Source organism: Streptomyces sp. NBRC 109706 (genome assembly GCF_000974485.1).
Classification (GTDB): Bacteria; Actinomycetota; Actinomycetes; order Streptomycetales; family Streptomycetaceae; genus Streptomyces.
Map to the genome: position 1 here is coordinate 660,014 of NZ_BBOM01000006.1, position 25,824 is coordinate 685,837.

The window sequence follows — 25,824 nt, forward strand, 5'->3', positions numbered from 1 at the left end:
CTCACGCGGCCAGGGCGGTACGGGAGGCCGCGCGCAGCCGGCGGACGTAGGCGGCCAACGCGTCGACCGGAACGCGTCGCAGCCGCCCCACGGTGACCGACTCGATCTGTCCGGAGGAGATCAGGGCGTAACAGGTCGTCCGCCCGATGCGCAGCCTGTGAGCCGCCTCTTCAACGGTGAGTAGGGCGGTGGGGGCGGTGTCGGTGAACTCCTTCATAGCGATGCCTCCCTGATCGCCTCGCGGGCGGTGGCGCGGTTGGTCTGCTCGGCCCGGCCGAGGCTCGCCGAGAGCCACGTTTCGGCGGGGCTGAGGCCGGTGCCGGCGTAGGCCCAGTGGGCGAGGACGAGGGTTGTTTCGTCCGTGCCGTGGTCGCCGGTTTGTTGTCTTCTCCATTCGGCCCGCGCGTCGCGGAGTGCGGTGAGGGTGGTGGAGTAGTGGCGGGATTTGGTGGAGAAGTGGCCTCGGAAGCCGAGCATGTGGGCCCAGGCGCGCAGGCGGAGGTGTTCCAGGTCCTTGCGTGCGCCGAGGTTCCAGGCCGTTCGGATCAGCCGTCGCGCGTGCTCGGAGATCTTCATGGGCGCCAGTTCGGCCAGGAATCTCAAGGGCCGATCCAGCGCGCCCGTCGTTGTCTCGGCCCCCTTGGTGGCGTACTTGGCGATGTAGCCGGCGACCGCTTGGTCGGTCAGTTCGGTGTCGCCGTCGAGGTCGGTGGAGCGGATGGTGCGGACGTCGGTCTGTCGGCCGAAGGTGAAGGTGTGGGTGCGGCCGTCGATGGTGGGGCCGGTGATGTGGGTTCGGTGTGCGGCGGTGTGGATGGCGTCGGTCAGCAGTTCGGCCGTCGCCCACGGCGGGGGTGGGGAGGAGCCGCCTTTGGGTCCGTCGAGGCGGATGACGGCGTGGAAGTGGACGGCGCCGCGCTTTTGGAACTCGGCGACCTTGGCGAACGAGACGCGAGCATGGTCGGCGAGGGCGCGTTGGGTGAGTCCGGCCCGCTTGGCGATTTCGCGGCGGAGGTGGATGGTGAAGCGGCGCCAGAGGTGGCCGGCGTGGGCGTTCCAGAGCACCGCGGATTCGTAGTCGTAGCGGTCGGGGTCGAGCGGTGTGCCCAATTGGGCACAGGCAGCGTCATGGACGGTCCCGCAGCGGCAACGCGCTCGGTTGGTGGGTCGGTTGTGGACGGGGCCGAAGCTGGGCGCGGTGAGGGTGGCGAACACACGCGGGTGTTCGGCGACGCGTTCCGGGGTGCCCTTGCCACCCTTCAGACCTGCGGTGATCAGCTGGTAGGTGTCCCGGCGGTAGGTCTCGGCGCATGCCGGGCAGCGGGTTGCGCGGCGGTTGTTGCAGCGGGTCAGGAGGTTTCCGGCGGGTAGTTCGGTGGAGACCAGGGACCGTATGGCGTTGCCGATTTCGCCGGTGGTGGTGTTGATGGGGTGTTCGGTGCGGTGTCCGTTGAGGCGGATGGGGTGGGTGCAGCCGCCGAGGCCGGCGAGTTGGTGTCCGAGGGCGGGCAGGGTTCCGGTCGCGGCGAGTTTTCCGAGTTCGGGCAACGGGGGCGGGGTGGTGCGGGTGATGATGGGACTGCTCCTTCTGCGTGCGCGTGGGTGGAGTCGGGGTCCCGGGGGCGGTGGATGCTTGGCGGTATCGGTTCCGCCTCGGGGCCTTTTCGTTTGCGGCTTGTTGGCTAGTTGTCTAGTCGTGTTGGTCGTTGATGATCTCGACGCCGGTGCGGGTGCCGGAGTCGACGGCGGGGGCGGCGAAGGTGTCGGCGAGGTAGAAGCCGAACAGGGCGATCAGGGCCACGGCCCACGGGCGGATGCCGAGCAGGCGTACGGCCGCCCAGGCGGCGAGGCCGAAGACGACGACCACGGGCAGGTTCACGTTCACGAGCGGTCTCCCTCAGCGGTGTTCAGTAGGCGGAGCAGCGGTGTGTGGTGGCGGCGAGTTCGGCGGCCGAGCGGGTGTCGTACTCGGCGGAGAACCCGCAACGCGGTGCGGTGCAGGCGGCCGTGTGCTTCTCCCGGCCACGCTGGTCATAGCCAGTGCCGACCTGGACCGGGCCGACGCGGGCGACGTTGCGGAAGCGGAGCAGCATGAGGCGTGATCTCCCTTGTTAGAGCTGTCGGTTGATGGCCTCGGCGAGGGGTGCGGGGACACCGAGACGGGCTCGGAGGGCCGAGGCGTCGATGGGTTGACCGGTGCGTTGCTGGTGTTCTGCGGCGATCTTCCGGGCGTGCTGGACCAAGGCGGCCGGCAGCGGAGGAGGAGGTACGGCAGCGGGGGCGCCCTCGGGTCTTCTCTCGTCCCCGGCCGGGGCAGGTGGTTCGGGTTCGGGTGTGTGGGCGAGGAGCGTGCCGCCGAGGAAGGCGAGGGCGGGCCAGCCAGCGACCAGCACGCGCAGCCAGTCGGGCACGTCACCCAGGTCGAGCAGGCCGGCGGTCGCGATGTTCGCGCCGAGGGAGGCGGTCAGCGCGATCAGAAACCAGCACCAACCAGCAGCCACCCCGTTCCCCGACCGCAGCCGCCGCCAGGCCGCCACCAACAACAGGTCAACCGAGATCGGGTAGGCCCACGCCTTCCAACCGTCCTGTCCGGCAGCCGCCGCCAGGTCGTGAATGTGCGCGAACGACAACGCGGCAGCGATCACCGCCTGGACCAACACCGGATCGGGCCTGACCAGTTGGGCGCGCATCGCGATCAGCTCCCCGCAGGTGCCGACTCGACCGCCGTCGAGACCACGGGCCGGAAGCGGGCCAGGGCCGGCAACGTCGGAGCACGGTGGGCATGGATCGCGCAGTGCGTGGCAGCGTCGGTCAGAGACAGGTATGGGGTGCGTATCCGTGCCCAGCGGCCGGAGGAGTCGGCCGCCACCGCGAGGCCGGGACGTTCGGCGGGGATGGCGCAAGCAGCCATGACTGCCTCGGGCGCGATGTCGCCGAGGGCCATCTTCGCGGAGGCTTCGTCGTTAACGCGGTGGCAGACACGACCGGTGAGTTGGGCGCGGAGCATGGTGGCGCCCTTGCCCAGCTCGGCACCGAAGCGCTGCCCGCAGACCTCCAGGTAGATGCCGGCGGCACGGCCGAGTTGGGCCAGGCGAACGAGGTGGGTGACCAACTCATCCCGCCGCTCCTCATCCTTCCGCGTCGCGGTCAGGAACAGCTCCGCCACCTCATCAACGAACACCACGACCGGCACCCGTCGCTCTTCCTCCGGCAGACCCCACACATCCGGCGTGGCGCCGTTGTCGCGTTGCCGGGCGCGTATGAGGTCGTAGCGTTCCTCCATCAACCCGACCAGCGCGGGCAGGAGTTCGGCAGCCTCGGCCGGATCGGTCGCCAAGGCCGACAGGCGCGGAGCGAAGGGCGCCAACTCGACGCCCCGCTTGCAGTCGATCCCCACCAGCGCGACACGCTGCGGAGCCAACCCGGCAACCAGATGCCGCAGGTACATGGACTTCCCCGACAGCGTGGCACCGAGGGTGAGTTGATGCGGGACAGTGCGATAGTCGCGCACAAACGGCGTGGCGTCCTCCCGCAACGCCACCGGCACTCGCAGGAATCCATCCCCGCTCGTTTTGGGCATCCGCACGTCGTTGAGTACGTCGAACCCGACCAGGCGCAGTTCCGCCACCCCCGGCTTGACCTCGGCGACATGGACGGCGTGAACGCTCCACGCGTGCCGGAGACGTTCGGTCGCGGCGGCCAGGTCGGCGACTTCCTGCCCGGGGGCGAGCCGCAGTCGGACCCGCAACCCCGTGGCCGTCGGACGGACCAGACCCCGCCGGGGTGGAACGGGCCGCACCTCGCGACGCGTTGTCGCCCGCACAGCCAACGCCCGCAGTCGGGACGGGGGAACGGTCAGGCCGCACGCCTCCATGACTGATCCGTAGGTGGTCAGCAGCCGCGTGGCCGACCACGGCAGGCCAACCGTCGACCAGTACAGGCGCGGGTACCTCTCGCGCGCCAGGGCGGCGCCCCCGGCAGCCGCAGCCACGGGGGCGCCTGTGCTCAACAGCGTTACCAGATCGGACATCTCAGACTCCCGCCGAGGCCGGGAGGCCGGCCGGAGCGACGGCCGCCGCGCGGAAGGCGATCCCGTGGCGGGACTGACCGTTGAAGACCGACTCCCACGGCCGGGCGACCAGCCCCGGCAACGCGACCGGACCGCCCAGGGCCAGGCCCTCGGACACCCCGGACTCGGGAACGGTCACCTGGAGAAGCGAGGACTCCCCGTCCTCCAGGTAGACCACGCCGACCCGCATCAAAGCCTCACCGGTCACGGCGTCCTTGGCGATCTCCCCGGTCTGCCGGTCACGGACCTTCGGGGCCGGCTCCTCCGTCAGCAGGATGGTCGCGGCGGAAGTCTCAACTCGAATGGTGCGCACGTGCGTTACTCCTCGTACGTTCCTCACCGGCACGTACAGCTAGTCGTCTAGACAAGATACGGCCCGATGACCCCACGAGCGTGGTGGCGTGGTCCAGTGTGCCACACACCTGACCACTCGTCTATACGAGTATGGGTGTTGGTGTGTACGAGTCGTTCCGGCGGGCTCACGGGGGAGCCCGGTTAGTCAGGCCAGTTCAGTTGGCGGGGAGTTGATAGGCCAGCACGTAGGCGTCGGCGGCCATCACGGTGTCGCAAACCTCGACGGCGCGGCCCTCGGTGTCGTAGGCGGTACGCACAAGATGGATGACGGGAACGCCAGCAGCCAGATGCAGGGTCTTCACCTCGACCGGGGTGGGCATCCGGGCGCGTACCTCTTCGTCGAAGTGGTCGAGGCGGTGGCCGAGTTCTTCCAGTCGGGCGTAGATCCCGCCGGGCCCCGGGTTGGGTTGGGCGATGGGGGTGTCGCGGGCGATGTCCAACGGCAGGAACGAGGCCGCGAACTCAACCGGCCGCCCATCCAGCAGGTAGCGCCGCCTCCTTGCCAGGACCTTGCGCGGCTCACCCAGCCTCGTCGCGATGTCCCGGGTCGGGCGCTCCTCCTTGACCTGAAGGTTGTCCACCTCGGGACGACTCCCAGCGGCCTCGGCCTCGACCGTGAACGCGGACTTCCCCTGATCCCGATGACGTCGCGCGAACCGGTCGGACGCCAGACGTCGAACCGGAGGCCGAGGCCGAACGAAGACGCCCTTGCCGTGCTCGGAGTGCACCAGCCCTTCGCCCTGGAGGACGGAGAGCGCGTTGCGCACGGTCATCCGGGAGACGCCGAAGTGCTCCACCAGCTCGGACTCGGATGGCAGCTTGGCGCCCTCCTTGAAGCGTCCCTTGTCGATCGCCTCGCGCAGTTGGTCGGCGATCTGTCGGAAGACCGCCCGGTCACTGGTGGAGTCCAGCGAGCCGAGGACGCCGGAGGGAAGTGCCGCCATGTGATTACTCCTTTAGGTATCTAGACGAGAAGTCGAGTTCTGTTGCTACGGTGGGAAGCCTAGCCAGTCGAGAGGGCCGAGGAACATGAGTCGTGAGCGTCCCCACTCCGTCAGCGTTGCTGGAGTGATCGTGGACGATCAGGGACGCGCACTGCTGATCAAGCGGCGCGACAACGGCAAGTGGGAACCGCCCGGCGGCGTACTGGAGGCCGGGGAGACGATCCCCGAGGCCCTGGAACGCGAAGTCCTCGAAGAGACCGGCGTGAAGATCGCCGCGCCGGCGACCCTCACGGGCGTCTACAAGAACATGACCGGGCTGATCGTCTCCCTGGTCTTCCGCTGCACCGCGATCGATGGTCAGCCGACGACCGGGGAGGAGACCAGCGAACTGCGCTGGGCCACCCGCGAGGAGGTCACGGCGCTGGCCGACGAGGCATACGCGGTCCGCGTCACAGACGCCCTGGACGGGGCCAACCCGCCAGCCGTCCGCGCGCACGACGGCGTTCAACTCGTCTAGCACGAACCCATACCCCATAGCCGCCTACCAGCACGGAGAAACTTGTATGCACGAGTATACGAGCACACGTGAGACAGGTAAATGGCCTAAGAACCATCGGGCCGACAGACAGCCCCCGAACACGGTGACCGGGTGGCCCCGATGAGCCCGGCGACCACCACCAGGGGCACCGTCCCCTACATCACCCAGTGGACCGGCGAGCAGAAGGCGGCCATGCCCGTGGTGACCCGACGCGAGCGCCTGGCCTACGCCGACGAACGCTCCTACGACCGCGACATCGGCGGCGTGCTGTGGCGCCGCGTCCCCTCCACCCCGGGCAAGGGCAAGCCCGACTTCGGAGCCGTCCACCCCCTACGCCAACGCCTCGCCATGGCCGGCCTGCTGTGCCAAGTCTGCGGAGGCCCCGCGGATCGCAACGAAGACGGCGTGCTCTGGCTGATGGGCGAGGCATCGGACAACCCCGACTCCTGGCCCCAGGGGCTGGAGACCGCACACCCGCCGGTCTGCCTGCCCTGCGCAACCCTGTCCGTCCGAGCCTGCCCACACCTGAGGCGGCGCTTCGTCGCCCTACGCGTCCAGACCTGCACCCTGGCCGGAGTCCACGGAGCGCTCTACCAACCCGGACCCGACGGCCCGATCCTGACCGACGCGGTCGGCGTCACCTTCCGCAGCCCGGCCATACGGTGGATCATCGCCAGCCAACTCCTGGTGTACCTGGACCGCTTCACCTTCACCGACATCGAAACCGAAGCCGAAATCGCGGCAACCCGCAAAACCACCCACGGCCACCCGCAGCGTGAGTAACAACCTTCTCCACGACATCAAGGCACCGCGCATCCGCGCGGCGCGCACGGCAGCGGCGGCCCCCGGGCCGCCGCTCCAGTCTCCGCCCCGCCACGGCCCAAGGACCGCCGGCCGCACACCAATACTCCACCGGCCGTAAGAGGTTGCTGTTTAGGGCACCGTCGTGGCTGGGGGTCGGCTCCACGGCTTTACGCACCTGCCAGGCTCGGGACCCGCGTCGGACAAGGCCAGGGGGCCATCGGCCGGATTAACCGGGCAGGGCTCCGCCCCGCCCGATCAGCTCAGGAAGCGTACGGCCCCCTGACCATGCCCGACCCCAACCCCGACAGGACACCGCCCAAACCCGCTCCACCGACAGGTGGCTACGAACCATTCGAGCCCTAGGAAATTTTTCGGAGCACCATATCGTATCGCTCTTGAATGTGATCCTCCTTCACTTTTCCATTCTTAGCCTGACGGAGAAACACGTGTAGATCTTTTTCAGTGATAGGAAGGATGAAACCCTTCTTGTCGGTAGCGACCCTTTTGATGTGCTGGTAGTACGTAGGTTTCATCTCTCCCCTGAAGGCAAGGACAATGAAACGGCCAACCACGTCATTCATGTAATAGCTGACTTGGTGAAAATCGTCAGCTGATAGATCTCTGTAGTTCTTGCATTCCCAGGTCACCTGAACGGCGTCATATCGGACCCTAATGGATTCCCAGAAGCCTGTCTGGGCGCGATTCGCGGCTATCCAATCCCGTATGATGCGACCTTCGTGGTCTCGTGATCGGTCCTCTACATTTTCCAGGGCCCTGAAAAAGCATAGTTTGATCACATCCCCTACGATTTCTTCGAAATCCGCAGCACCGGGCCTCCCTAGCGGCAATTCTTGTAGTTCCGACGTAGCCAGATCTATGTTATCCGCATATTCTGTTGGATCAAGTCCACCCGGTAGGTCTTGGATGACACCTATTTTGCCGAACTCTTTTTCTTCAGGCAATTGCCTTACGAGCGCTTCTTGGAGGTCGAGTGCATCCCAATAGCACTTATGAATTACGACGTCAGTGGCGTTCGATACCGGCGGAGGACTTGTGTCCTGAGGGCCTAGTGAACGAAATTTTGCGGGCTTACCTTCTGAGCGAATCCCTAGGAACCCGATATTGTATAGCAGTCTGATGAAGCGTTCGGGTGAGGAATTGTCGAAAAGCCAAGCCCCGCAAAGTCGCACGATCTCTGGGTCGTTGTGTAGTTTCCGTATCAGCGACTCCAGTCCGCCGAGTGTGTACTCGCGTCCCAATCCATAGAACCTTGAAAGGAGCAATGAAATGGCTGGGTAGTTTTCAGAGTACTCGTCTCCGAGGTCTCTCAGCCGGTTGACGGAAAAGCGGCGTCGAGCCTGCTGTACATCCTCAATCATGATGCGTTCGTGCCCATTTAGTTGGGCCGCCTCAACGGCGTTGCTGACATAGATCAGGACGTCGCGAGGTCGTCGCTGACAGTACTCCATGACGTCTGACCATGCTTGTTTAGATTTTTCGAAGAACGCGCCCCAAGTGGCTCCACCCAACGCATACTTGGCTGTCAGGTTTTTGTTCAGGCGCCGCTCGATGACTTCAAGGAGTTGCTTTTCTGTCCACTCCATTCCAACGACAGCTGTTTCCAAGCGCGACGATTCCATGTCGATTGCTCGGACACGTTCGAAGATATTCTCACGCAAAAAGAGAATTGTCCTGGCCCATGGAATTTGACTCGACGTTTCCAGGCATGCGTGCATGAAGGCTGTCAAGTAGACAAGACCTTCATCCGACCCTTCCCAGTAGTCGTCGATGCTGTCAATCAGAAGAGTATAAGTGCGCATGTTTCTTGATGCGAGCGGCTTCATCTCATTGGCTAGCTCCCCAGCAGCCTTATTTTCGACTAGCCAACGTTTATCGTCTCCCGCAACGAGGGCTTCACTGATTGTCGATATAAAGGTTAGGCACCGCATATCGAAATCTAGAGAACCGAATTCGTCAAGCTCTCTGGTTATCTTTGCAGGCGTTCCATGGTGTCCTGGCTGTGCTTCCGCCCACAGGCGAAGAAGTTCTATCTGTAGCGACCGCCTGAAGGCCGAAACTAAAGACCTAAACGGACGCTGTCTGACGTTGGTGAATAATTCTAGATCCTGCAAAGTGGAAGATGGGCTAAAGATTTCAGGGACTATGACTTTAACCGATTCACCCATCAGGGAGGCGTACTTTCTGATGGCGGTCTTTCCGGTCCCTCTCCGGCCTACGAAAAAGAACTTACTGCTTTCTGGGTCCTCGGCCGCAGCAAGTGCAGGTGTATGTACATAGATAGACGGATCATCTAGCGAGCGGTCGTACTCGGCAAATGACTGCCCGATTTTGATGCGCCTGATAGCTTGTTTGGGTAATTTTGCCACTTCTGTGAACTCTGGGTTGCTAAGCCGAGGTGAGCTATTAGGAGCCGCAGATGGCTGCGCAACCTTCTCGCCGTCGTTCCGATTCTTTCTTTTCCGGCGCGCCATCACGGCACCTCTTTCTGTAAGAGTTGACTGGCCATCATATGCAGACCTCGCGTATGTGTGGGCGCTCTTTCAACAACTCCCAGGAGAAATCTGGCTGATTGGTGCATGATAGTCGCGAATCACGAAATTTGCGGAATGTATCTAATCTGGGTAGCTGGAACGGTGCGCATGCCGGACTGGCGCAGGCGGCATGAACAGGGCGGTGCCTAAGTGCCCGCAAGCGATCGAACTGTGAAATGGATCATCAGTTTGACGGGCTGTACAGCAGCGCAGTACAGCAACCGCAGCAGCCGACACCACCCGCCGCCGGCCCTCACCACCCCAACCGCTCCCGCAACGACCCCACATGACCGATCCCTTTCGAGCTACGGATCAGAAGGCGGGCCGTGCTCCGCAGCATGCCCGGCGGGGCAGTCAGCGGCGGTCAACCAGGGCCTTCTCCGGGCTCTGCTGCGACACCAGCGGGCTCTCGTTCCAGCAGGTTAGGGCTGGTTTTTTGCTCAACGGGTCGGTGACTCCCAACCTCAGTGCTTGAGGCCATCTCATACCTTGGGCCATACTGGCCATACGCTGAGCTGAGCCCGGCACTGCTGGGTTCCGCACTGCTTGTTGCCGTAGCGCTTGTGTGCCGTCGCATCCCTCGCTCAACCTTGCATCTTGGTCTACGCGGGAGGTTGATGGCTATGGTCGCTTCCTTGATTGCTGCCGGACGTGGCGTACTTGCTGGCATCTGTGAGGGCATGGTTGGTGGCTTCTCCAGCACCTTCCTGACGGGAACAGCAGTGACGGGCTGAGTCCAGCGTTGGAGTACTTCGCGTCGTCACCGCCCCCAGTACTCGGTTGTGGCTGGGCCCAAGCCACCGTCTCAGTTTCCGTCTCGTTCAGGCACGGCCGCAGTCGTTCAGGGTGGTCTGTCGCGGCACCCTGCGGCCCGACGTAGGCGCAGCTGAACTGGCCCGGGCGCCCAGCGACGAGGCACCAACAGACTTGGAAAGCGTGTTGGGTTCACACCCTCACGAGTTCGAATCTCGTATCCTCCGCCCAGCTCTCACCGGGCTGTCACGAAGCCCCGACCGGCTCGCCGGTCGGGGCTTCGGCGTTGGCGCTAGGGCAGATTCCCAGCCTGTGGACGCGGGTTTCGACACAGTCGCTCACCGCGCCGCGAGCCGGAAAGTTGATCGCCGATCTTTACCGTGCCCGCCGGGGGCAACGAGAACACCCTGCCCGGGTGGACCGGTTCGCTGGAGCGCGCTTTCGTAGCGCGGTCGGCCGTCCCGGACTCGTCCAGGTGTCTTCGTCGGTCTCCCGTTCAGCGCGCGCTCCGCCCGTCCGGTGTCGGCGTCGGGGGGAGGGTGTGGAGGCGGGTGACGGGGGAGAGGGCGAGGGGGAGCAGGGCGGTGGCGGAGGTGATGGCCGCCACGGTGAGCGCGTGTTGGGCGCCCAGGTGGCCGGAGAGCAGACCGGCGGCGAGGCCGCCGAGGGCGCCGCCGCCGAAGAGCAGGGTGCGGAAGACCGCCGTCATGCGGCCCATCAGGTGCTGGGGGGTGCTCGCCTGGCGCACGCTGACGATGATGACGCCGGCGACGCCGAGGCCGAGGTAGCTGGTGAAGAAGGAGAGGACGAACATCCCCACCATCACCGGTCGGGGCCCGGTGGCCAGGACGATCAGCGTCGGGCCGACGAGGATGGCCGACTGGGCGACGAGGTAGACGAGGCCGAGCCGGAGGCGCCGGATGAGCGTGCGGGACAGCGCCGCGCCGAGCAGGCCGCCCAAGGACGCGGTGGCGAAAATGCCGCCGAGGGCCGCCGGTTCCAGGTGCAGGTCACGCGTTCCGTACAGCAGGAACATCGTCCACACCGTGACCATGGAGAGGTTGCAGCAGAACCCGATCAGCGCCAGCGAGCGCAGCACCGGGTTCCTGAGCACCCACCGCAGGCCCTCGCGGAGTTCGGCCGACAGGTGCCGTCGTCCGTCCGGTGGTTCGGGGCGGGGTTCGGGCGTGCGGATGAGCAACAGCAGGATGAGCAACAGCAGGATGAGGGACGCCAGATAGGAGAAGGCGTTGACGATCATCGCCACGGGCGCGGTCAGGGCGCCGATCACGACACCCGCGAGCCCGGGCCCCGCCACGTCGGTCGCCGAGGAACTCATGCCCATCTTGGCGCCGGCCTCGACATAGTGTTTGGGGTCGCGGACCAGGGTGGGCACATATGACATCCAGCTCACGTCGAACAGCACCGAGGCGATGCCGACGGCGCAGGCGATCGTCAGGAGCGAGCCCATGCTGAGCAGATCCGCCCAGTACAGGGCGGGTACCAGGGCCAGCAGGAGCATCCGGACGAGATTGGTGCCGAGCATGATCCGCCGTCGCCTGGCCCGGTCGACCCATACGCCGAAGAGCAGGGCGAGACCGAGATAGGGCACGAGTTGGAGGAACCGCAGGAGGCCGACCTGTTCGTCGGTGGCGTCGAAGGCGACGATCGCGGCCAGCGGCAGGGCGAGGTTGGTGACCTGGGTGCCGAGGAGCGAGATGGTCTCACCGGCCCAGAACTTGAGGAAGTCGCCGTTGCGCCAGAGGCTTTCCGTGGCGCGCGCCTCCGTGACGGTCATCGTCGTCCCCGGGCGGCGAGTTCGGTGACCGCGGCGGTGACGTGGTCCACCTCCTCCTCGGTGTTGTAGTAGTGCGGCGACAGACGCAGACACCACTCGACGTTCTTGTCGCCGAAGTCGAACTGTGCGAACTCCCGGAAGCTGAGTGCTGAGTTGACGCGGCGGGCGTCCAGGGCGGCCTTGAACGGCTGCGGTTGCCAGCCCGCGACGTCGAAGGTGACGAGCGCGGCGAGCCGGGGGCCGCGGTCGAGCACGCGCACGCCGGGGATCCGGGCGAGCCCTGCGCGTAGCCGGGCGGCGAGTTCGGGGGTGCGCCGCTCGATGGCCTCGATGCCGACCCGGCGGGCATAGCGTGTCGCGGCGGCGCTGCCGAGCACCGTGGCGTAGGGGAACTCCCATTCCTCGAACCGGGCCGCCGTGCCCACCGGTTCGTAGCGGTCGGGGGCGGTCCAACGGGCGCCGTGCATGTCGATGAAGAGCGGTTCGTAGCCCGCCCGCAGCACCCGGTCGGACACGTACAGGAATCCGGAACCACGCGGCCCGCGAAGGAACTTGCGGCAGGTGGCGGTGAGGAGATCGCAGCCGATCTCCGCCACGTCGATGACGAACTGGCCCACCGACTGGCAGGCGTCGACCAGATAGAGCAGGTCCAACTCGCGGCAGTGCCGGCCGATTTCGGCGATGGGTGAGACCAGTCCCGAGTTGGTGGGGACATGGGTGGCGGAGACCAGGCGGGGGCGGTGGGTCCGCATCAGCGCGGCCATCGCCGGCACATCGACGCCGCCCTCGGGGGTGTTGGGCGCGTGGACGACGCGGACGCCGAAGCGTTTGCGCAGGGAGAGGAAGGCGATCTGTTGGGAGACGAAGTCGTCGCGGGTGGTGAGGATGACGTCGTCGGCCTCGAACGGGATCGAGGACAGGGCGTTGGCGTAGGCGTGGGTGGCGCTGCCTGCGAAGGCGATGTTGTCGGGCGTGGTGTTGATGAGGGCGGCGATCTCCGTGTAGAACGCGCGGACTTCGGCGGCCTTCGCGGCCGAGGCCTCGTAGCCGCCGATCCGGGCCTCAAGATTCAGATGGCCGACCATCGCGTCCCGTACCGGCGCGGCCAGCAGTCCGCAGCCCGCGTTGTTGAAGTGGATCACCTGGCGGCACCCCGGGGTGTCGGCCCGCAGAGCGGCGATGTCCAGCCGAAGTGCTTCTCGGTTGAGTGCAGTAGCGCTATCGTCATCTCTCATGAATAACGGTAGCACTTCTGGTGAGTTGGCCGACGGCCTTCGTACGCTGCTCGCCCGGCTCGCCCCGGGCGATCGGCTGCCGAGCAGTCGGGAGCTGATCAGGGAGTACCGGGTCGGCCCGGCGACGGTGGCGCGGGCCATCGCCGCGCTGGCCGCCGAGGGCGCGGTGGTCACCCGCCCGGGCAGCGGCACCTATGTGGCGCGGCGCCCCGCGCTCGGCGACAGGGCGGCCGACACCGACTGGCAGACGGTCGCTCTCACCGACCGGGCCGTCGAAATCCACCAGATCGCCGACCCGTTCGGCCCGCCACCGGCCGGCACGATCGTGCTGGACGGCGGCTATGTGCACCGCACGCTCCAGCCCACCCGGCCGCTGAGCGCGGCCCTCGCCCGTGCGGCACGCCGTCCGGACGCCTGGGACCGAGCCCCGGCCAGCGGTCTGATGGCGCTGCGCACCGTGTTCGCCCGGCTCGTCGGCGCCGGCGTGACACCGGAGGATGTGCTGGTCACCGCCGGCGGGCAGAGTGCTCTGTCGATCGCGTTCCGGGCCATCGCCGGGCCCGGCAGCCAGATCCTGGTGGAGTCCCCCACCTACCCCCGGGCCCTGGCCGCCGCCCGCACCGCCGGGCTGCGGCCGGTTCCCGTGCCGCTGGACGGCGAGGGCCTGCGGCCCGATCTGCTGGCCGACGCGTTCGCGCTGACCGGCGCGCGGCTGCTGTACTGCCAGCCGACCTTCCAGAATCCGACGGGCACCGTGCTGGCGCCCGAACGGCGGCGCCAGATCCTCGACGTGGCGCGCGCCTCGGGCGCGTTTGTGATCGAGGACGATTTCGCGCGGCACTTGGGGCACGGTGGCGCGGTGCCGAGCCCGTTGGTCGCCGAGGACCGCGACGGCACGGTCGTCCATGTCACCTCGCTCACCAAGCCCGCCGCGCCGAGCCTGCGGATCGGGGCGTTGGTCGCGCGCGGGCCGGTCATGGAACGGATGCGGGCGGTGCGCCTGGTCGACGATTTCTTTGTCACGCGCCCGCTTCAGGAGGCCGCGCTGGAACTGCTCGGCTCACCGTCCTGGGACCGTCATCTCCGCTCGCTCGCAGTCGAGTTGCGGGCGCGGTGCGCGGCGTTGGCCGCCGGGGTCACCCGGGAGCTGCCGGGCGCGACCCTGAACGGGCCGCCAACGGGCGGGCTGCATCTGTGGGTTCGCCTGCCCCCTGGCGTGGACGACATGGCCCTCACCGACGCGGCCCGCCGGCGCGGCGTCGCCGTGAGCCCCGGCAGCCGCTACTTCGCCGCCGAGCCCCCCGCGGCACACCTCCGCATCGGCTTCGCCGCCACCGCGTCCCAGGCCGAACTGACGGACGGCGCCCGCCGGTTGGGCGCCGCACTGATCGACCTCGACCCGGGCAACGAGGCGGGCCACCTGTGACAGCGGCTCTGCGGCCGTCGACCGACGTGTCCGACCGGGGCGTTTTGTGGGGTGGTTCGGTCGGGGCGGTGGTTCTTTGTCGCTCTCCGGAGTGGGCGGTACCGGCATCGGTCGACGGCCGGACCGTTCGGCGGCCACGGCGACAGGGCCGTGCCGGCTCAGGCGCAGTCCGGGCAGATGCCCCGATAGGTCATGTCGACCTCGGAGATGGTGAAGCCGAAGCGTTCCGAGTCGGGGAGGTCGGCCAGCGGGTCGCCGCTGGGGTGCACGTCGCGGATGGCGCCGCAGCGTGAGCAGACCAGATGGTGGTGGGGGCGGTGGGCGTTGGGGTCGTAGCGTTTGGCGCGGCCGTCGGTGGCCACCTCCAGCACCTCGCCGAGCGAGACGAGTTCGCCGAGGGTGTTGTAGACGGTCGCCCGGGAGATCTCGGGCAGTCGGACGGTGGCGCGCTCAAGCACCTCGTCGGCGGTGAGGTGCACATGTTCGCCGTCGAGCACCTCGGCGACCACCCGGCGTTGGGCGGTCATCCGCCAGCCACGTCCGCGAAGCCGTTCCAGCAGGTCACTCATGACCACCAACCTCATCGTGCTTCGTCCGGGACTTCAACTTCGTCTGGGACTGCAACTGTCGCATCTGTCGAGCGGATTCGTACGGTCCGGTCATGGAATCGTACGGTCTGGCGATGATCCGGCCGTCGTATTGACCTGGACTAGGTCCATTGTAGGATCGGTTCCGGTGAAGGGCCTAGAGACAGGACAGCAACGGGGAAGGGCGCGTGACGGTTCAGTGCGCGGATTCGCTCGCCGCCGGGTTCCGTCGCCCCGGAAGCGCGCGGCCAGCGCGGCCGGAACGGCCGACCGACGCCCGCCGATGTCCCGATGTCCCGACGTCCCGACGTTCCCCAGGACCGGGCGCCGTTCCGGCGGTGCGCCTACCCCGAACGTCGCCCCCGCAGTCGTTTCGCCCGCCCCCAGTTTCCGAGCAACGTGATCCGCTAGTCCGGAAGGTTTCCCATGGCTGAGAACCCCGACGCAATCGTCACCGACGCGAAGACGGAGGGCACCGGCGGCTGCCCGGTCGCACATGGCCGCGCCCCGCATCCGACCCAGGGCGGCGGCAACCGCGAATGGTGGCCGGAGCGGCTCAACCTGCGGATTCTTGCCAAGAACCCGGCCGTCGCCAACCCGCTCGGCGAGGACTTCGACTACGCCGAGGCGTTCAAGAACCTCGATCTCCCGGCCGTGAAGCGGGACATCGCCGAGGTGTTGACCACCTCGCAGGACTGGTGGCCGGCCGACTTCGGCCACTACGGCCCGTTCATCATCCGGATGGCGTGGCACAGCGCCGGCACCTACCGGATCAGCGACGGCCGCGGCGGCGCCGGCGCCGGTCAGCAGCGGTTCGCCCCGCTCAACAGCTGGCCGGACAACGGCAACCTCGACAAGGCCCGCCGGCTGCTGTGGCCGGTCAAGAAGAAGTACGGCCAGAACCTCTCCTGGGCCGACCTGCTGATCCTCTCCGGCAACGTCGCCCTGGAGAACATGGGCTTCACCACCTTCGGCTTCGCCGGCGGCCGCGCCGATGTCTGGGAGGCCGAGGAAGACGTTTACTGGGGCCCGGAGAACACCTGGCTCGGCGACGAGCGCTACACCGGCGACCGCGAGCTGGAGAGCCCGCTCGGCGCGGTGCAGATGGGCCTCATCTACGTCAACCCCGAGGGCCCCAACGGCAACCCGGACCCGATCGCCGCCGCCCGCGACATCCGGGAGACGTTCCGCCGGATGGCGATGAACGACGAGGAGACCGTCGCGCTGATCGCCGGCGGCCACACCTTCGGCAAGACCCACGGCGCGGGCCCGGCGGACGCCGTCGGCCCCGACCCGGAGGCCGCGCCGATCGAGGCGCAAGGCTTCGGCTGGCAGAACAGCCACGGCACCGGCAAGGGCGCCGACACCATCACCAGCGGCCTTGAGGGCATCTGGACCAACACCCCCACCGCCTGGGACAACAGCTTCTTCGAGATCCTCTTCGGCTACGAGTGGGAGCTGTTCCAGAGCCCGGCGGGCGCCAACCAGTGGCGGCCGAAGGACGGCGCCGGCGCCGGCACCGTGCCGGACGCGCACGACGCGGACAAGAGCCACGCGCCGACGATGCTCACCACCGACCTCTCGCTCCGGTTCGACCCGGCCTACGAGCGCATCTCGCGCCGCTTCCTGGAGAACCCGGACGAGTTCGCCGACGCCTTCGCCCGCGCCTGGTTCAAGCTGACCCACCGCGACCTGGGCCCGATCGCGCGCTACCTCGGCCCCGAGGTGCCCAGCGAGACGCTGCTCTGGCAGGACCCGCTGCCCGCCGCGACCGGCCAGCCGCTCGACGCCGACGACCTCGCCTCCCTCAAGGAGCGGATCGCCGCCGCCGACCTGTCCGTCGCCCAACTCGTCTCCACCGCCTGGGCGTCGGCCGCCTCCTTCCGGGGCAGCGACAAGCGCGGCGGCGCCAACGGCGCCCGCGTCCGCCTCCAGCCGCAGAGCGGCTGGGAGGTCAACGACCCGGACCAGCTGGCGACGGTGCTGCGCGCCCTGGAGGGCATCCAGGAGTCCTTCAACGCCGCGGGGACCGGCGACAAGCGGGTCTCGCTGGCCGACGTGATCGTGCTCGCCGGCGGCGTGGCCGTCGAACGGGCCGCCAAGGACGCCGGGTTCGACATCGAGGTCCCCTTCACTCCGGGCCGGGTGGACGCCACCCAGGAGCAGACCGACGTGGAGTCCTTCGCCGCGCTGGAGCCGACCGCCGACGGGTTCCGCAACTACCTGGGCAAGGGCAACCGGCTGCCGGCCGAGTACCTGCTGCTCGACCGCGCCAACCTGCTGACCCTGAGCGCGCCCGAACTGACCGTCCTGGTCGGCGGCCTCCGCGTGCTGGGCGCCAACCACCAGCAGTCGTCCACCGGCGTCCTGACCACCACCCCGGGTTCGCTGACCAACGACTTCTTCGTCAACCTGCTCGACCTGGGCACCACCTGGCACGCCACCTCGGCGGACGCGAACACCTTCGAGGGCCGCGACGCCACCACCGGCGAGGTCAAGTGGACCGGCAGCCGCGCCGACCTGGTCTTCGGCTCCAACTCCGAACTGCGCGCGCTGGCCGAGGTCTACGCGAGCGATGACGCCAAGGAGAAGTTCGTGACGGACTTCGTCGCCGCCTGGACCAAGGTCATGAACCTGGACCGCTACGACCTCTCCTGACCCACCCGGTCCCACCCTCCCCCCGGCCCGGCCACCCACACGGCGGCCGGGCCGGGGCACGTTCGGAGGGCGGTGTCGGCTCAACCGTGCAGGGTCTGGGAAGGCGGGTGGCCGTAGCGGTGGCGGTAGTGGGCGGCGAAGCGGCCGAGGTTGGAGAAGCCCCAGTGGTGGGCGATGTCGGAGACGGTGGCGGAGCGGTCTCTGGCGGCGGCCAGGAGGTCCTGGTGGGCATGGCGGAGGCGGACCTCGCGGAGGTAGCCGAGCGGGGTGGTGTCCAGGTGGGCGCGGAACGCCTCCTGGAGGGCGCGGGGGCTGACGCGGGCCGCGGCGGCCAGGTCGGCGAGGGTGTGTGGGTGGTCCGGGCGCTCCTCGATCAGCGCCATGGCGCGGCGCAGCGCCGCGTGCGATACGGTGCCGCCCGGTCGCGCGGCCACGCCACGGGTGATCAGCGGCTGGGTCGCGACCAGCAACGCGGCCGTGGCCTGGGTGAGTTGGGCGGCGACGACCGGGTTGGTGCGGGCGATGCCGGCGCCGAGCACCTCGTGGCGCACCGCGTGGGAGATATGCGACCAGCTGCCGGCCGCCCGCTCCGAGACGGCCCCGCCCAACGCGAACCTGGCCCGCACCGGGCCGTCGATGCCGAGCGAGTCGGCCGCCGCGCGTTCCACCACCTCGCGGTCGAGCCGCACCGTGAACATCCGCGCGCCGGGCGACCAGTGCACCCGGAAATCGCGGTACGGGTCGAGGACATAGGTGTCACCCGGGCCGACGCGGTACTCCTCCCGACCGGGTGAACTCACCGTCACCCAGCCGTGGGTGACCTCGCAGACCAGCAGGTAACTGCCCAGCGGCTGCGGTCTGATCAGGGTCTCCGCCCGGCCGCCCCGGCGTCCGTAGCTCAGCCCGGAGACGGTGATCCCGGGGAAGCCGCTCTCCGCGTACCAGGCGGAGAACTCCGCCGGATCGCCCAGGCAGTCCAGCTGGTACGGGCTGTACGCATGGCTGATGATCTCGCGGGTCTCGTCGAGATCGTTGCTGCGGACCAGCGTGGGCAGGGCGCTGAGGTCGCCGGTGGTGACGCTGGGCTGGGCCATCGGCCACGTCTCCTTCGCTCCTCGTTTTCCGGCCCTCGTTTTCCGGCCGAACGCCGCGCTTCGGGAGTAGCTGACCGGTGTCCCTCGTGAGTAGCGTCGTACCCGCCCGCGGTCAAGGCGCCAACGGCCCCCGGGCGGTCTTCGGGGCAGGCGCCGCCGGCCGGCACCGGCCTGGAAACACGGGGGATGTCCAGGACGGACGATCGAGGTGGCCCTGCCGTGCGAACCACCACGGCGGGGCCCATCTCGCACACATGTCTCTTCGGTTGTCTCTTCGGTTTGGTTCAGCCCGTACCCATGACGCCCACCGTCTAGTCACCACTCGCACACCTGGCACCCCATCCGAAACACAGGATCCGGAGGGGAAAGCGGGCGGGGTTCGTCCCCGCCCGGTCCCGGCTCCTGTGTCCTCCGCCCAGCCCTGACCAGGCTGGGCGGAGGCTTTCGCGGCGCGTCGCGGCACGACTGCCCGCCGCCGCCCGGTAGGGGTGGTCCCTCGGGACCTGGCGAGCGAGCGGGAGGTACGGGGCGCGATGGCGGACGCACAGGAGGAGAGCGCGGAGATCGCCGACGATCTGCGGCGGCGGATCCGGGACGGTGACCCGCGCCCCGGGCAACGGTTGCCGGCACCCGATGTGTTGCGGCGGCGCTATGGCACGGACCGGCCCACCGTCACCCGTGCGCTGGACGCGCTGCGGGCCGAGGGACTGCTCGACGAGGCCCCCGGCGGCGGGTTCGCCGTCCGCCCGCCGCGCCGGCCGGTGCGCCGTTCGGACGAGCGGCACCAGTGGGAGAAGAACCGCGCCCGACAGAGCCTCGGGGTACGGGCCGGCACCGGGGTGACGGAGCACGACACCGGCCTCGCGGTCGACGATCTGGTGTTCAGCGCGGTCTACCGGGAGGTCGAGGCCGGCCCCGAACTGGCCGGGGCGCTCGCCGTGCCGGTCGGCACGCCGCTGGTCGAGCGGTCCTACCGGACCCGTCACAGCACGGAGCCGGCACCGTTCAACCTCACCCGTTCCTTTCTGGTGCGCGAACGGGTGGCCGGCAACCCGGAACTGCTGGACGCGGCCAACGAGCCATGGCCGGGCGGCACCCAGAGCCAGCTGAGCACGGTCGGCATCGAGGTGGCGCGGATCGTGGAGGAGATCACCGCCGCACGCCTGCCGACCGAGGAGGAGGCGCGCGTCCTGGCCATGCCACCGGGCGCGGCCGTGATCGACCTCCGACAACGGTGCCTGGACGTCGACGACCGGGTGGTCGAACTGTCCGAGATCACCCTGCCGGGCGACCGCACCCGGCTGGAGTTCGTGACCAGGTTGGACCGTTGGTGATCGGGCCTTCAACGACCGGACGACGACCGGACCGGCGATGACCGAACGGGACCGGGTCAGCGGAGCGAGGCGGCCGTGTCGTCGACCCAGGCGTTGATCCGGTCGCGGGTGCGGTCCCTGAGCGCGTCCAGATCGGCCCGGTCGGTGGCTCCGTGCAGCCTCTTGACCTCCGTCAGGACCTCGGCCGCCCGCTCCCCGACCGTCGGCGAGTCGGCGAGCAGGCGACAGCGGAAGAGCGCCTCCTCGGCCTCGTTGAGCCGCTCGTAGGAGCGGGCACGGGCCTCGACGGGGTCGCCCGGCGGCGGGTCCTCGTGCAGGCAGAACCACCGATGGACCAGCGCGCGGCGGTAGTTGACCAGCGTGGCCGCGTAGGCGGCGTACGCCTCCAGCCGCTCGCCGCGCAACCGCTCCTCGCGGGCGAGGAGTTGACCGCGCACGGCGGTGCGCTGCTGAAACAGGTGGTTGGCCCCGGCGCCGAGCAGGGTGCCGAGCACCGCTATCACGCTTGCCACCACCGCCTGCACAGCGGTCAGTTGATCACGATGTGCGCGGTGGCGTCCAGGACGGCGAACGGCCGCTGAGCGCCACGGCCCTGGCCAGCGGCGAGGCGTCGGCCGGCACCGGGACCGGTGGCCCGAACGGGCCCTGGGCCCGGGCGTCTGGGTCGTCGGCGTCCTGGGAGAGCAGGTCGATCGAGGCCTGGAGCGCGGCGGGGTCGGCGACAAACGGCTGGTCGGTCGCGCGGGCCAGATCCCAGCCGTGCAGCAGCACCTCGTTGAGGGCCACCACGCCGGCGATCTCGCCGGGCAGGTCGACGCCGCCGGCGCGCGTCGCCCCCTGCCAGGCGGCGGGATCGCGCCAGGCCGTGGCCAACTCGGCCAGCTGCTCGCGCAGCCGGCCCCGCCAGTCGCCGGCGAGGCTGGGCGCGGGCGCGTCGGGGTCCTCGGGATCGGTGTCCGTCAACGGGCCGAACTCCTTGCGGGCGGCGGCGCGGAAGGCCAACGTCAGGCCCAGCAGATGTTGCAGCAGCCCGCGCACCGGCATCCCGGGGCAGGGCGTCGGCGCGTCGAGCCGGTCGTCGGGCACGCCGTCCAGCAGCGCGGCCAGCCGGTCGGCGACGGGCCGCAGATCGAGCGGCTGGGCATCGGTGCGGTCAGTGGTTTCCGTCATATGGGATGGACCACGCCCGAACCTCGAACTCATCGCCAACCGAGCGGGGATGCCACCGGATTTCCCCCCGCGGGGGCAGCTGACGCTGTCCGCGCAGGGCTGCGGGCCGCGGTGCCGGCCGTCCGGCCGTCCGGCGTCGCTGCGGGGACCTGTTGTTCACAACGGCGCGGCCCGCGCAGCGGTGCTGCCGCCAGCCGCCCGGGGCCCCCGTCCCGGGCGACTGGCCGTCCACCGGACGCTGACTCCGCCCGTGCAGGGCACTGCGCCACTCACCGTTCACGCCGCGCGGCTGACGCCGTCCGTGCAGGGCACCGAGCGGCTTACGCCGCTTACGCCGCCTGCGCAGGGCACCGCGCCGCTCACCGCTGATGTCGCCGGTGCAGGACGCTGCGTTACTCACCGTTCACGCCGCCCGCGCAGGGCCACGTGCTGCAGGTCCGCTGCCGGCCGTCCGGCGTCGCTGCGGGGATCCGTCGTTCACAACGGCGCGGCCCGCGCAGCGGTGCTGCGGTCAGCCGCTCGGGGCCCCCGTCCCGGGCGACTGGCCGTCCACCGGACGCTGACGCCCCCCGCAGGGCACCGTGCCGCTGACGTCGTCCACCCCCACCTGCGCAAGACGCCGCGTCGCTGACGCCGCCCGCGCAGGGCACCGCCCGGGCCCCCGTCCCGGGTGGCCGCCCGGCCACCCGCCGTTGACGCCGCCCGCGAAGGGCACCGCGCACGGCCACCGTCCGGCTGACGCCGCTGTCTCCGCTGAACGCCGCCCGCGCAGGGCTACGCCGCGAGGCGGGTGGCCAGGGCTGTGGCGTGGGTTCTGGCTTGTTCGTGGGCCTGGTGGCGGGAGGTGTCGGCGCGGTCGACCAGGTCGGCCATGGCGGGGACGATTCTGGCCAGGGTCAGCTCGGGGACGATGAACGTCACGTCGAGGCCGAGGGCCGTGCCCAGCAGATGGTCCAGGTACGGCACGTTGAAGTCCTGGCCCTCGCGTGGGGTGCCGGCGGCGTAGGAGCCGCCCCGGCTGGTCACCACGGTGACCGGCTTGCCCGCGATGGTGGAGTCGGGGCCGAGGGTGCGGCCGGCCACGATGATGTGGTCCAGGTAGGAGCGGAGCGACGTGGGGACGCTGTAGTTGTACAGCGGGGCGCCGATGACCACGGCGTCGGCCGATTCCAGCTCGGTGATCAGCCGGTCGCGTTCCGCGTAGGCGCGCTGCTGCTCGGGGGTGCGCTCCTCGGCGGGCACCGTCGGCGCGTAGTGGCTGAGCGCGGTCAGATGGGGCACCGGATCCGTGGCGAGGTCGCGGTGGATCACGGTGCCCTGCGGGTGCTGCTTCTCCCAGGTCTCGCGGAAGGTCCTCGTCACCTCGCGGGAGACGGACCTCTCTCCGTTCAGCGAGGAGTCGATGTGCAGCAGAGTGGCCATGAGGGGGATGCCTCCGGGGATCACGGGGGGATGAGTTGGTGCATGAAAAGAAGCAGCGGGTGTTCCCGCAGCCGCTTACTTTTCTACAGTAACTCTTTTTTGGTGGGGTGCAAGTAGGCTGGGACACATGCGAGGAAGCAGGGACGAGACCGGAGAAGACGCCGGACCGGACACCGGGGGGCCCGGCGTCGGCGTCGAGGAGCACCCCGAGGGCGGCTGCGCCACGCCGGCGAACGCCGTGCACCATGTCTTCGGCCTGCTGGGCAAGCGCTGGACGGGCCTGCTGATCGCCTCGCTGATGGCGGGCCCCGGGCACTTCGCCGAGCTGCGCCGCTCGGTGCCGGGGATCAGCGAACGGATGCTCTCCGACCGGCTGAGCGAGCTGGTCGAGGCCGGACTGGTCCGCAGGGACGTGCACAACGGGCCCCCGTTGCGCGTCAGTTACCGGCTCACCGAGGCGGGCGAGAGCCTGCGCCCCGCGCTGGCCGAGCTGACCCGCTGGGCCGAGGGGCACCTCGGCGCCGCCGGCGCCGCCTGCCCCCGGATCGACGGCTGACCGCCGTGGCGCCGGGCGTCCGGTGGCCTAGGCTGACCAGGTGAGCGAAGCGGCGGACGAGGCGACGAGCGACGGACAGGCCACCAGCGGTGAGGGCGCCGGCGGTGACGACGAGGGCACCCGGCGGCTGGCCCGCGCCGTGCGCGCCGCCGAGGACGCGCTGATCGAGTTCGAGATCGCGGTGGAGACCTTCCGGATCGAGGTGGAGAACTTCTCCCGGCTGCACGAGCAGCGCCTCGGTCCGCTCTACGCCCGCATCGAGGAGCTGGACGCCCAGCTCGCCGAGGCGGTCGCCGCCCGCACCGGCGATCCCGAGGATCTGCGCCGCGCCCAGGAGGCGCGCGCCGCCGTCACCCCCATGCCGCTGGTCTCCGAGCTGTTCCACGGCTGGCTGGACGGCGACGGCTTCTCGCCCGAGGGCTACGCCATGCTGACGGACCAGTCCGTGCGCCAGCCGCCCCGCGTCCGGCCCGGCGAGGAGGCCAGGGCGCTCTACCGCGAGCTGGCCCGCCGCTGCCACCCCGATCTGGTCACCGACCAGACGGAACGGGAGCGCAGGGACGCGTTCCTCTCCCGCGTCAACCAGGCGTACGCGCGCGGCGACGCGGACGCGTTGCGCGCGCTGGCCGAGGAGTGGGAGGCCGGCGGCGCCGGGGCGGAGGAGGCGCCGGTCTCGGCCGGCGAGGAGCTGTACGCCCGGCTCGAGTGGCTGGCGCAGCGCAAGGAGCTGCTGGCGGACGCCGCCGCCGCGCTGGAGGACAGCGCGGTGGGCGCCATGCTGCGGATGGCCGAGGACGATCCGGACGGACTGCTCACCGAGGTCGCCGAGGGGCTGCGCCGGCAGATCGCCACCAAGGAGGCCGAGCTCAGCCGCCTCACGGCCTGAACGGGCCGCCGCCCGCCGGGGTGTGGCAGGGTTGGGGCATGAGCTTTGGGGTTCCCGCCGTGGGCGCGGGTGAGGTGCCGGAGAACGGCGTGTTGATCGATGTCAGGGAGCCGGACGAGTGGGCCGCCGGGCACGCCGAGAGCGCCGTGCACATCCCGATGGGCGAGGTCGTCGGGCGGCTTCCGGAGATCGTCGAGCTGGCGGGCGAGCAGCCGGTGCATGTGGTGTGCAAGGCAGGCGGGCGCTCGGCGCAGGTGACGGCCTTCCTCGAACAGCAGGGCGTGTCGGCCCGCAACGTGGACGGCGGGATGCACGCCTGGCAGGCCGCCGGCCGGCCGCTGGTCAGCGACCGGGGCGAGCCGACGGTGCTCTGAGCGCCGACAGTCGCGTCACGGCCTCCCGCAGCGCCTCGTGCCGGCGGCAGAAGGAGAACCGCACCAGCCAGGGCGCGGTGTCCACGCCCTGTCGGAACGCGCTGGTCGGGATCGCCACCACGCCTGCCAGCTCGGGGAGTTCCCGGCAGAACCGCAACCCGTCGGTGCGGCCGAGCGGGCGGATATCGGCCTGGAGGAAGTAGCCGGCGTCCGCCCGGTACGGGCGCAGCCCGGCCTCCGTCAGCCCGTCGGCCAGCAGGTCACGGCCGACGGTGAGGACGCCGCGCAGCTCCTTCGCCCAGTCCTCGACGCCGTCCAGGGCGCGGGCGATGGCCTCCTGGTACGGGGTGCCGGAGGCATAGGTGAGCCACTGCTTGACGCCGGCCACGGCCGCCACCAGATCGGCCGGGCCGCTGACCCAACCGACCTTCCAGCCGGTCACGTTGAACGTCTTGCCGGCGGACGAGACGGTCAGGGTGCGCTCCCGCATCCCCGGCAGGGTGGCGATCGGCAGATGCCGGGCGCCGTCGTACACCAGATGTTCGTACACCTCGTCGGTGAGCACGGTCAGCTCGTGTTCCCGGCACAGCTCAGCGACGCGGCGCAGCTCGTCGGGGGTGAAGACCTTGCCGGTCGGGTTGTGCGGGGAGTTGAGCAGCAGCAGCCGGCTGCGCGGGGTGAGCGCGGCGCGCAGCGCGTCGGCGTCCAGGGCGAAGCCGTCGCCGTCGACGGCCAGCGGCACGGTGACCAGGGTGGCGCCGCTGAGCCTGGCGTCCGCCGCGTAGGCGTCATAGGCGGGGTCGAAGGTGACGATCTCGTCGCCCGGCCCGGTCAGCGCCAGCACCGCTGCGGCCAGCGCCTCCGTGGCGCCCGTGGTGACCAGCACCTCGGTGTCCGGATCCAGCTCGATGCCGTAGCGCCGCCGCTGGTGGTCGACGACGGCCCCGCGCAGCGCGGGGTGGCCGGTGGCCGGCGGGTACTGGTTGGCGCCGGCGAGCACGGCGGAGGCGACGCCGGAGAGCAGCGCCGCCGGCGAGTCCAGGTCGGGCACGCCCTGGCCGAGGTTGACCGCTCCGGTACGGCGGGCCAGTTCGGTCATCTCGGTGAAGATGGAGGTCTCGGTCGCTCGGCTCATCCCCACACGATAGGGACCCGACGCCCGGTGGCACAGGGCGAGCCGCCGGTCGACGGCCGAGGTGTCAGGACGCGAGCCGAAGGCGATACGGTGCTCGGGTCAGAGCGAGTGAGTGGCGCCGCCGTGTGGCGGTGC

The 25,824-nt window shown here is 69.4% G+C and carries 25 protein-coding genes; 8 read left to right on the forward strand and 17 right to left on the reverse strand.

Annotated features, from left to right (window positions below; translation table 11 throughout):
- Position 1: 1 nt before the first annotated feature.
- The 8 genes from AOM46_RS13110 to AOM46_RS13145 all read right to left on the reverse strand — a co-directional run bounded on the left by AOM46_RS13110 (position 2) and on the right by AOM46_RS13145 (position 5,367).
- On the reverse strand, positions 2 to 217 hold the full coding sequence (locus AOM46_RS13110; RefSeq protein ID WP_062210119.1) for a helix-turn-helix domain-containing protein: 216 nt from the start codon (positions 215 to 217) through the stop codon (positions 2 to 4).
- Positions 214 to 1,548, reverse strand: a complete 1,335-nt coding sequence (locus AOM46_RS13115; protein WP_078856763.1) for a replication initiator — start codon at positions 1,546 to 1,548, stop codon at positions 214 to 216. Before AOM46_RS13115 ends, AOM46_RS13110 begins: the two co-directional genes overlap by 4 nt.
- A gap of 142 nt (positions 1,549 to 1,690) precedes the next feature.
- Positions 1,691 to 1,885, reverse strand: a complete 195-nt coding sequence (locus AOM46_RS13120; RefSeq protein ID WP_062210122.1) for a hypothetical protein — start codon at positions 1,883 to 1,885, stop codon at positions 1,691 to 1,693.
- 22 nt (positions 1,886 to 1,907) lie between these two features.
- Positions 1,908 to 2,093: a mobile element transfer protein gene (locus AOM46_RS13125; RefSeq protein ID WP_062210125.1), complete on the reverse strand. Its 186-nt coding sequence runs from the start codon at positions 2,091 to 2,093 to the stop codon at positions 1,908 to 1,910.
- A gap of 18 nt (positions 2,094 to 2,111) precedes the next feature.
- Positions 2,112 to 2,690: a DUF2637 domain-containing protein gene (locus AOM46_RS13130; protein ID WP_062210128.1), complete on the reverse strand. Its 579-nt coding sequence runs from the start codon at positions 2,688 to 2,690 to the stop codon at positions 2,112 to 2,114.
- Between the two features lie 5 nt (positions 2,691 to 2,695).
- Positions 2,696 to 4,030 (reverse strand): FtsK/SpoIIIE domain-containing protein, encoded by a 1,335-nt coding sequence (locus tag AOM46_RS13135; RefSeq protein ID WP_062210131.1) that lies wholly within the window; start codon positions 4,028 to 4,030, stop codon positions 2,696 to 2,698.
- Between the two features lies 1 nt (position 4,031).
- The gene (locus AOM46_RS13140) at positions 4,032 to 4,382 is read right to left on the reverse strand and encodes a hypothetical protein (RefSeq protein ID WP_062210134.1); all 351 of its coding nucleotides are present in this window, start codon (positions 4,380 to 4,382) and stop codon (positions 4,032 to 4,034) included.
- A gap of 196 nt (positions 4,383 to 4,578) precedes the next feature.
- On the reverse strand, positions 4,579 to 5,367 hold the full coding sequence (locus AOM46_RS13145) for a GntR family transcriptional regulator (RefSeq protein ID WP_062210137.1): 789 nt from the start codon (positions 5,365 to 5,367) through the stop codon (positions 4,579 to 4,581).
- Between the two features lie 85 nt (positions 5,368 to 5,452).
- On the opposite strand from AOM46_RS13145, the gene AOM46_RS13150 reads away from it, so the two are divergent.
- On the forward strand, positions 5,453 to 5,884 hold the full coding sequence (locus AOM46_RS13150; RefSeq protein WP_062210140.1) for an NUDIX hydrolase: 432 nt from the start codon (positions 5,453 to 5,455) through the stop codon (positions 5,882 to 5,884).
- Between the two features lie 141 nt (positions 5,885 to 6,025).
- Positions 6,026 to 6,688 (forward strand): hypothetical protein, encoded by a 663-nt coding sequence (locus AOM46_RS13155; RefSeq protein ID WP_062210143.1) that lies wholly within the window; start codon positions 6,026 to 6,028, stop codon positions 6,686 to 6,688.
- Between the two features lie 380 nt (positions 6,689 to 7,068).
- Here AOM46_RS13155 and AOM46_RS34005 read toward each other — a convergent pair whose 3' ends face one another.
- The 3 genes from AOM46_RS34005 to AOM46_RS13165 all read right to left on the reverse strand — a co-directional run bounded on the left by AOM46_RS34005 (position 7,069) and on the right by AOM46_RS13165 (position 13,047).
- Positions 7,069 to 9,096, reverse strand: a complete 2,028-nt coding sequence (locus tag AOM46_RS34005) for a P-loop ATPase, Sll1717 family (protein ID WP_158920408.1) — start codon at positions 9,094 to 9,096, stop codon at positions 7,069 to 7,071.
- A gap of 1,414 nt (positions 9,097 to 10,510) precedes the next feature.
- Complete coding sequence (locus tag AOM46_RS13160; RefSeq protein ID WP_062210146.1) at positions 10,511 to 11,812, reverse strand: MFS transporter; 1,302 nt, start codon at positions 11,810 to 11,812, stop codon at positions 10,511 to 10,513.
- Positions 11,809 to 13,047 (reverse strand): aminotransferase class V-fold PLP-dependent enzyme, encoded by a 1,239-nt coding sequence (locus AOM46_RS13165; RefSeq protein WP_062210149.1) that lies wholly within the window; start codon positions 13,045 to 13,047, stop codon positions 11,809 to 11,811. The genes AOM46_RS13160 and AOM46_RS13165 overlap by 4 nt, the downstream gene beginning before the upstream one ends.
- Here AOM46_RS13165 and AOM46_RS13170 point away from each other — a divergent pair.
- Complete coding sequence (locus tag AOM46_RS13170; protein ID WP_062210152.1) at positions 13,046 to 14,473, forward strand: PLP-dependent aminotransferase family protein; 1,428 nt, start codon at positions 13,046 to 13,048, stop codon at positions 14,471 to 14,473. The genes AOM46_RS13165 and AOM46_RS13170 overlap by 2 nt on opposite strands.
- Before the next feature lie 158 nt (positions 14,474 to 14,631).
- Here the strand turns inward: AOM46_RS13170 and AOM46_RS13175 are convergent, their stop codons facing one another.
- The gene (locus AOM46_RS13175) at positions 14,632 to 15,042 is read right to left on the reverse strand and encodes a Fur family transcriptional regulator (RefSeq protein ID WP_062210851.1); all 411 of its coding nucleotides are present in this window, start codon (positions 15,040 to 15,042) and stop codon (positions 14,632 to 14,634) included.
- A gap of 444 nt (positions 15,043 to 15,486) precedes the next feature.
- On the opposite strand from AOM46_RS13175, the gene katG reads away from it, so the two are divergent.
- Entirely contained in the window at positions 15,487 to 17,718 is a 2,232-nt protein-coding gene (gene katG, locus AOM46_RS13180; RefSeq protein ID WP_062210155.1) for a catalase/peroxidase HPI, read from the forward strand.
- An 80-nt stretch (positions 17,719 to 17,798) separates the two neighbouring features.
- Here the strand turns inward: katG and AOM46_RS13185 are convergent, their stop codons facing one another.
- Entirely contained in the window at positions 17,799 to 18,812 is a 1,014-nt protein-coding gene (locus tag AOM46_RS13185) for an AraC family transcriptional regulator (RefSeq protein ID WP_062210158.1), read from the reverse strand.
- Positions 18,813 to 19,345: 533 nt separating this feature from the next.
- On the opposite strand from AOM46_RS13185, the gene AOM46_RS13190 reads away from it, so the two are divergent.
- On the forward strand, positions 19,346 to 20,146 hold the full coding sequence (locus AOM46_RS13190; RefSeq protein WP_062210161.1) for a GntR family transcriptional regulator: 801 nt from the start codon (positions 19,346 to 19,348) through the stop codon (positions 20,144 to 20,146).
- A 56-nt stretch (positions 20,147 to 20,202) separates the two neighbouring features.
- Here AOM46_RS13190 and AOM46_RS13195 read toward each other — a convergent pair whose 3' ends face one another.
- The 3 genes from AOM46_RS13195 to AOM46_RS13205 form a co-directional block, all read right to left on the reverse strand.
- Positions 20,203 to 20,658 carry a hypothetical protein gene (locus tag AOM46_RS13195; protein ID WP_234313761.1) on the reverse strand — a complete coding sequence of 152 codons (456 nt, stop codon included), beginning with the start codon at positions 20,656 to 20,658 and terminating at the stop codon, positions 20,203 to 20,205.
- Between the two features lie 25 nt (positions 20,659 to 20,683).
- A complete protein-coding gene (locus AOM46_RS13200) occupies positions 20,684 to 21,316 on the reverse strand; it encodes a TIGR03086 family metal-binding protein (RefSeq protein ID WP_062210166.1) in 633 nt (210 codons plus the stop codon).
- Between the two features lie 774 nt (positions 21,317 to 22,090).
- Positions 22,091 to 22,738, reverse strand: a complete 648-nt coding sequence (locus AOM46_RS13205; protein WP_062210168.1) for an FMN-dependent NADH-azoreductase — start codon at positions 22,736 to 22,738, stop codon at positions 22,091 to 22,093.
- 127 nt (positions 22,739 to 22,865) lie between these two features.
- Here AOM46_RS13205 and AOM46_RS13210 point away from each other — a divergent pair, with 127 nt between their 5' ends.
- From AOM46_RS13210 to AOM46_RS33155, 3 genes are read left to right on the forward strand one after another with little or no spacing between them, the layout of a single operon-like run.
- Positions 22,866 to 23,294, forward strand: coding sequence for a helix-turn-helix domain-containing protein (locus tag AOM46_RS13210; RefSeq protein ID WP_078856764.1), 429 nt, complete (start codon positions 22,866 to 22,868; stop codon positions 23,292 to 23,294).
- Positions 23,295 to 23,334: 40 nt separating this feature from the next.
- Positions 23,335 to 24,180, forward strand: coding sequence for a J domain-containing protein (locus tag AOM46_RS13215; RefSeq protein ID WP_062210171.1), 846 nt, complete (start codon positions 23,335 to 23,337; stop codon positions 24,178 to 24,180).
- A 38-nt stretch (positions 24,181 to 24,218) separates the two neighbouring features.
- Positions 24,219 to 24,554, forward strand: a complete 336-nt coding sequence (locus AOM46_RS33155; protein ID WP_062210174.1) for a rhodanese-like domain-containing protein — start codon at positions 24,219 to 24,221, stop codon at positions 24,552 to 24,554.
- On the opposite strand, the gene AOM46_RS33160 is transcribed toward AOM46_RS33155, so the two are convergent.
- Positions 24,523 to 25,689, reverse strand: a complete 1,167-nt coding sequence (locus AOM46_RS33160; RefSeq protein ID WP_062210177.1) for an aminotransferase class I/II-fold pyridoxal phosphate-dependent enzyme — start codon at positions 25,687 to 25,689, stop codon at positions 24,523 to 24,525. The genes AOM46_RS33155 and AOM46_RS33160 overlap by 32 nt on opposite strands.
- Positions 25,690 to 25,824 lie beyond the last annotated feature (135 nt).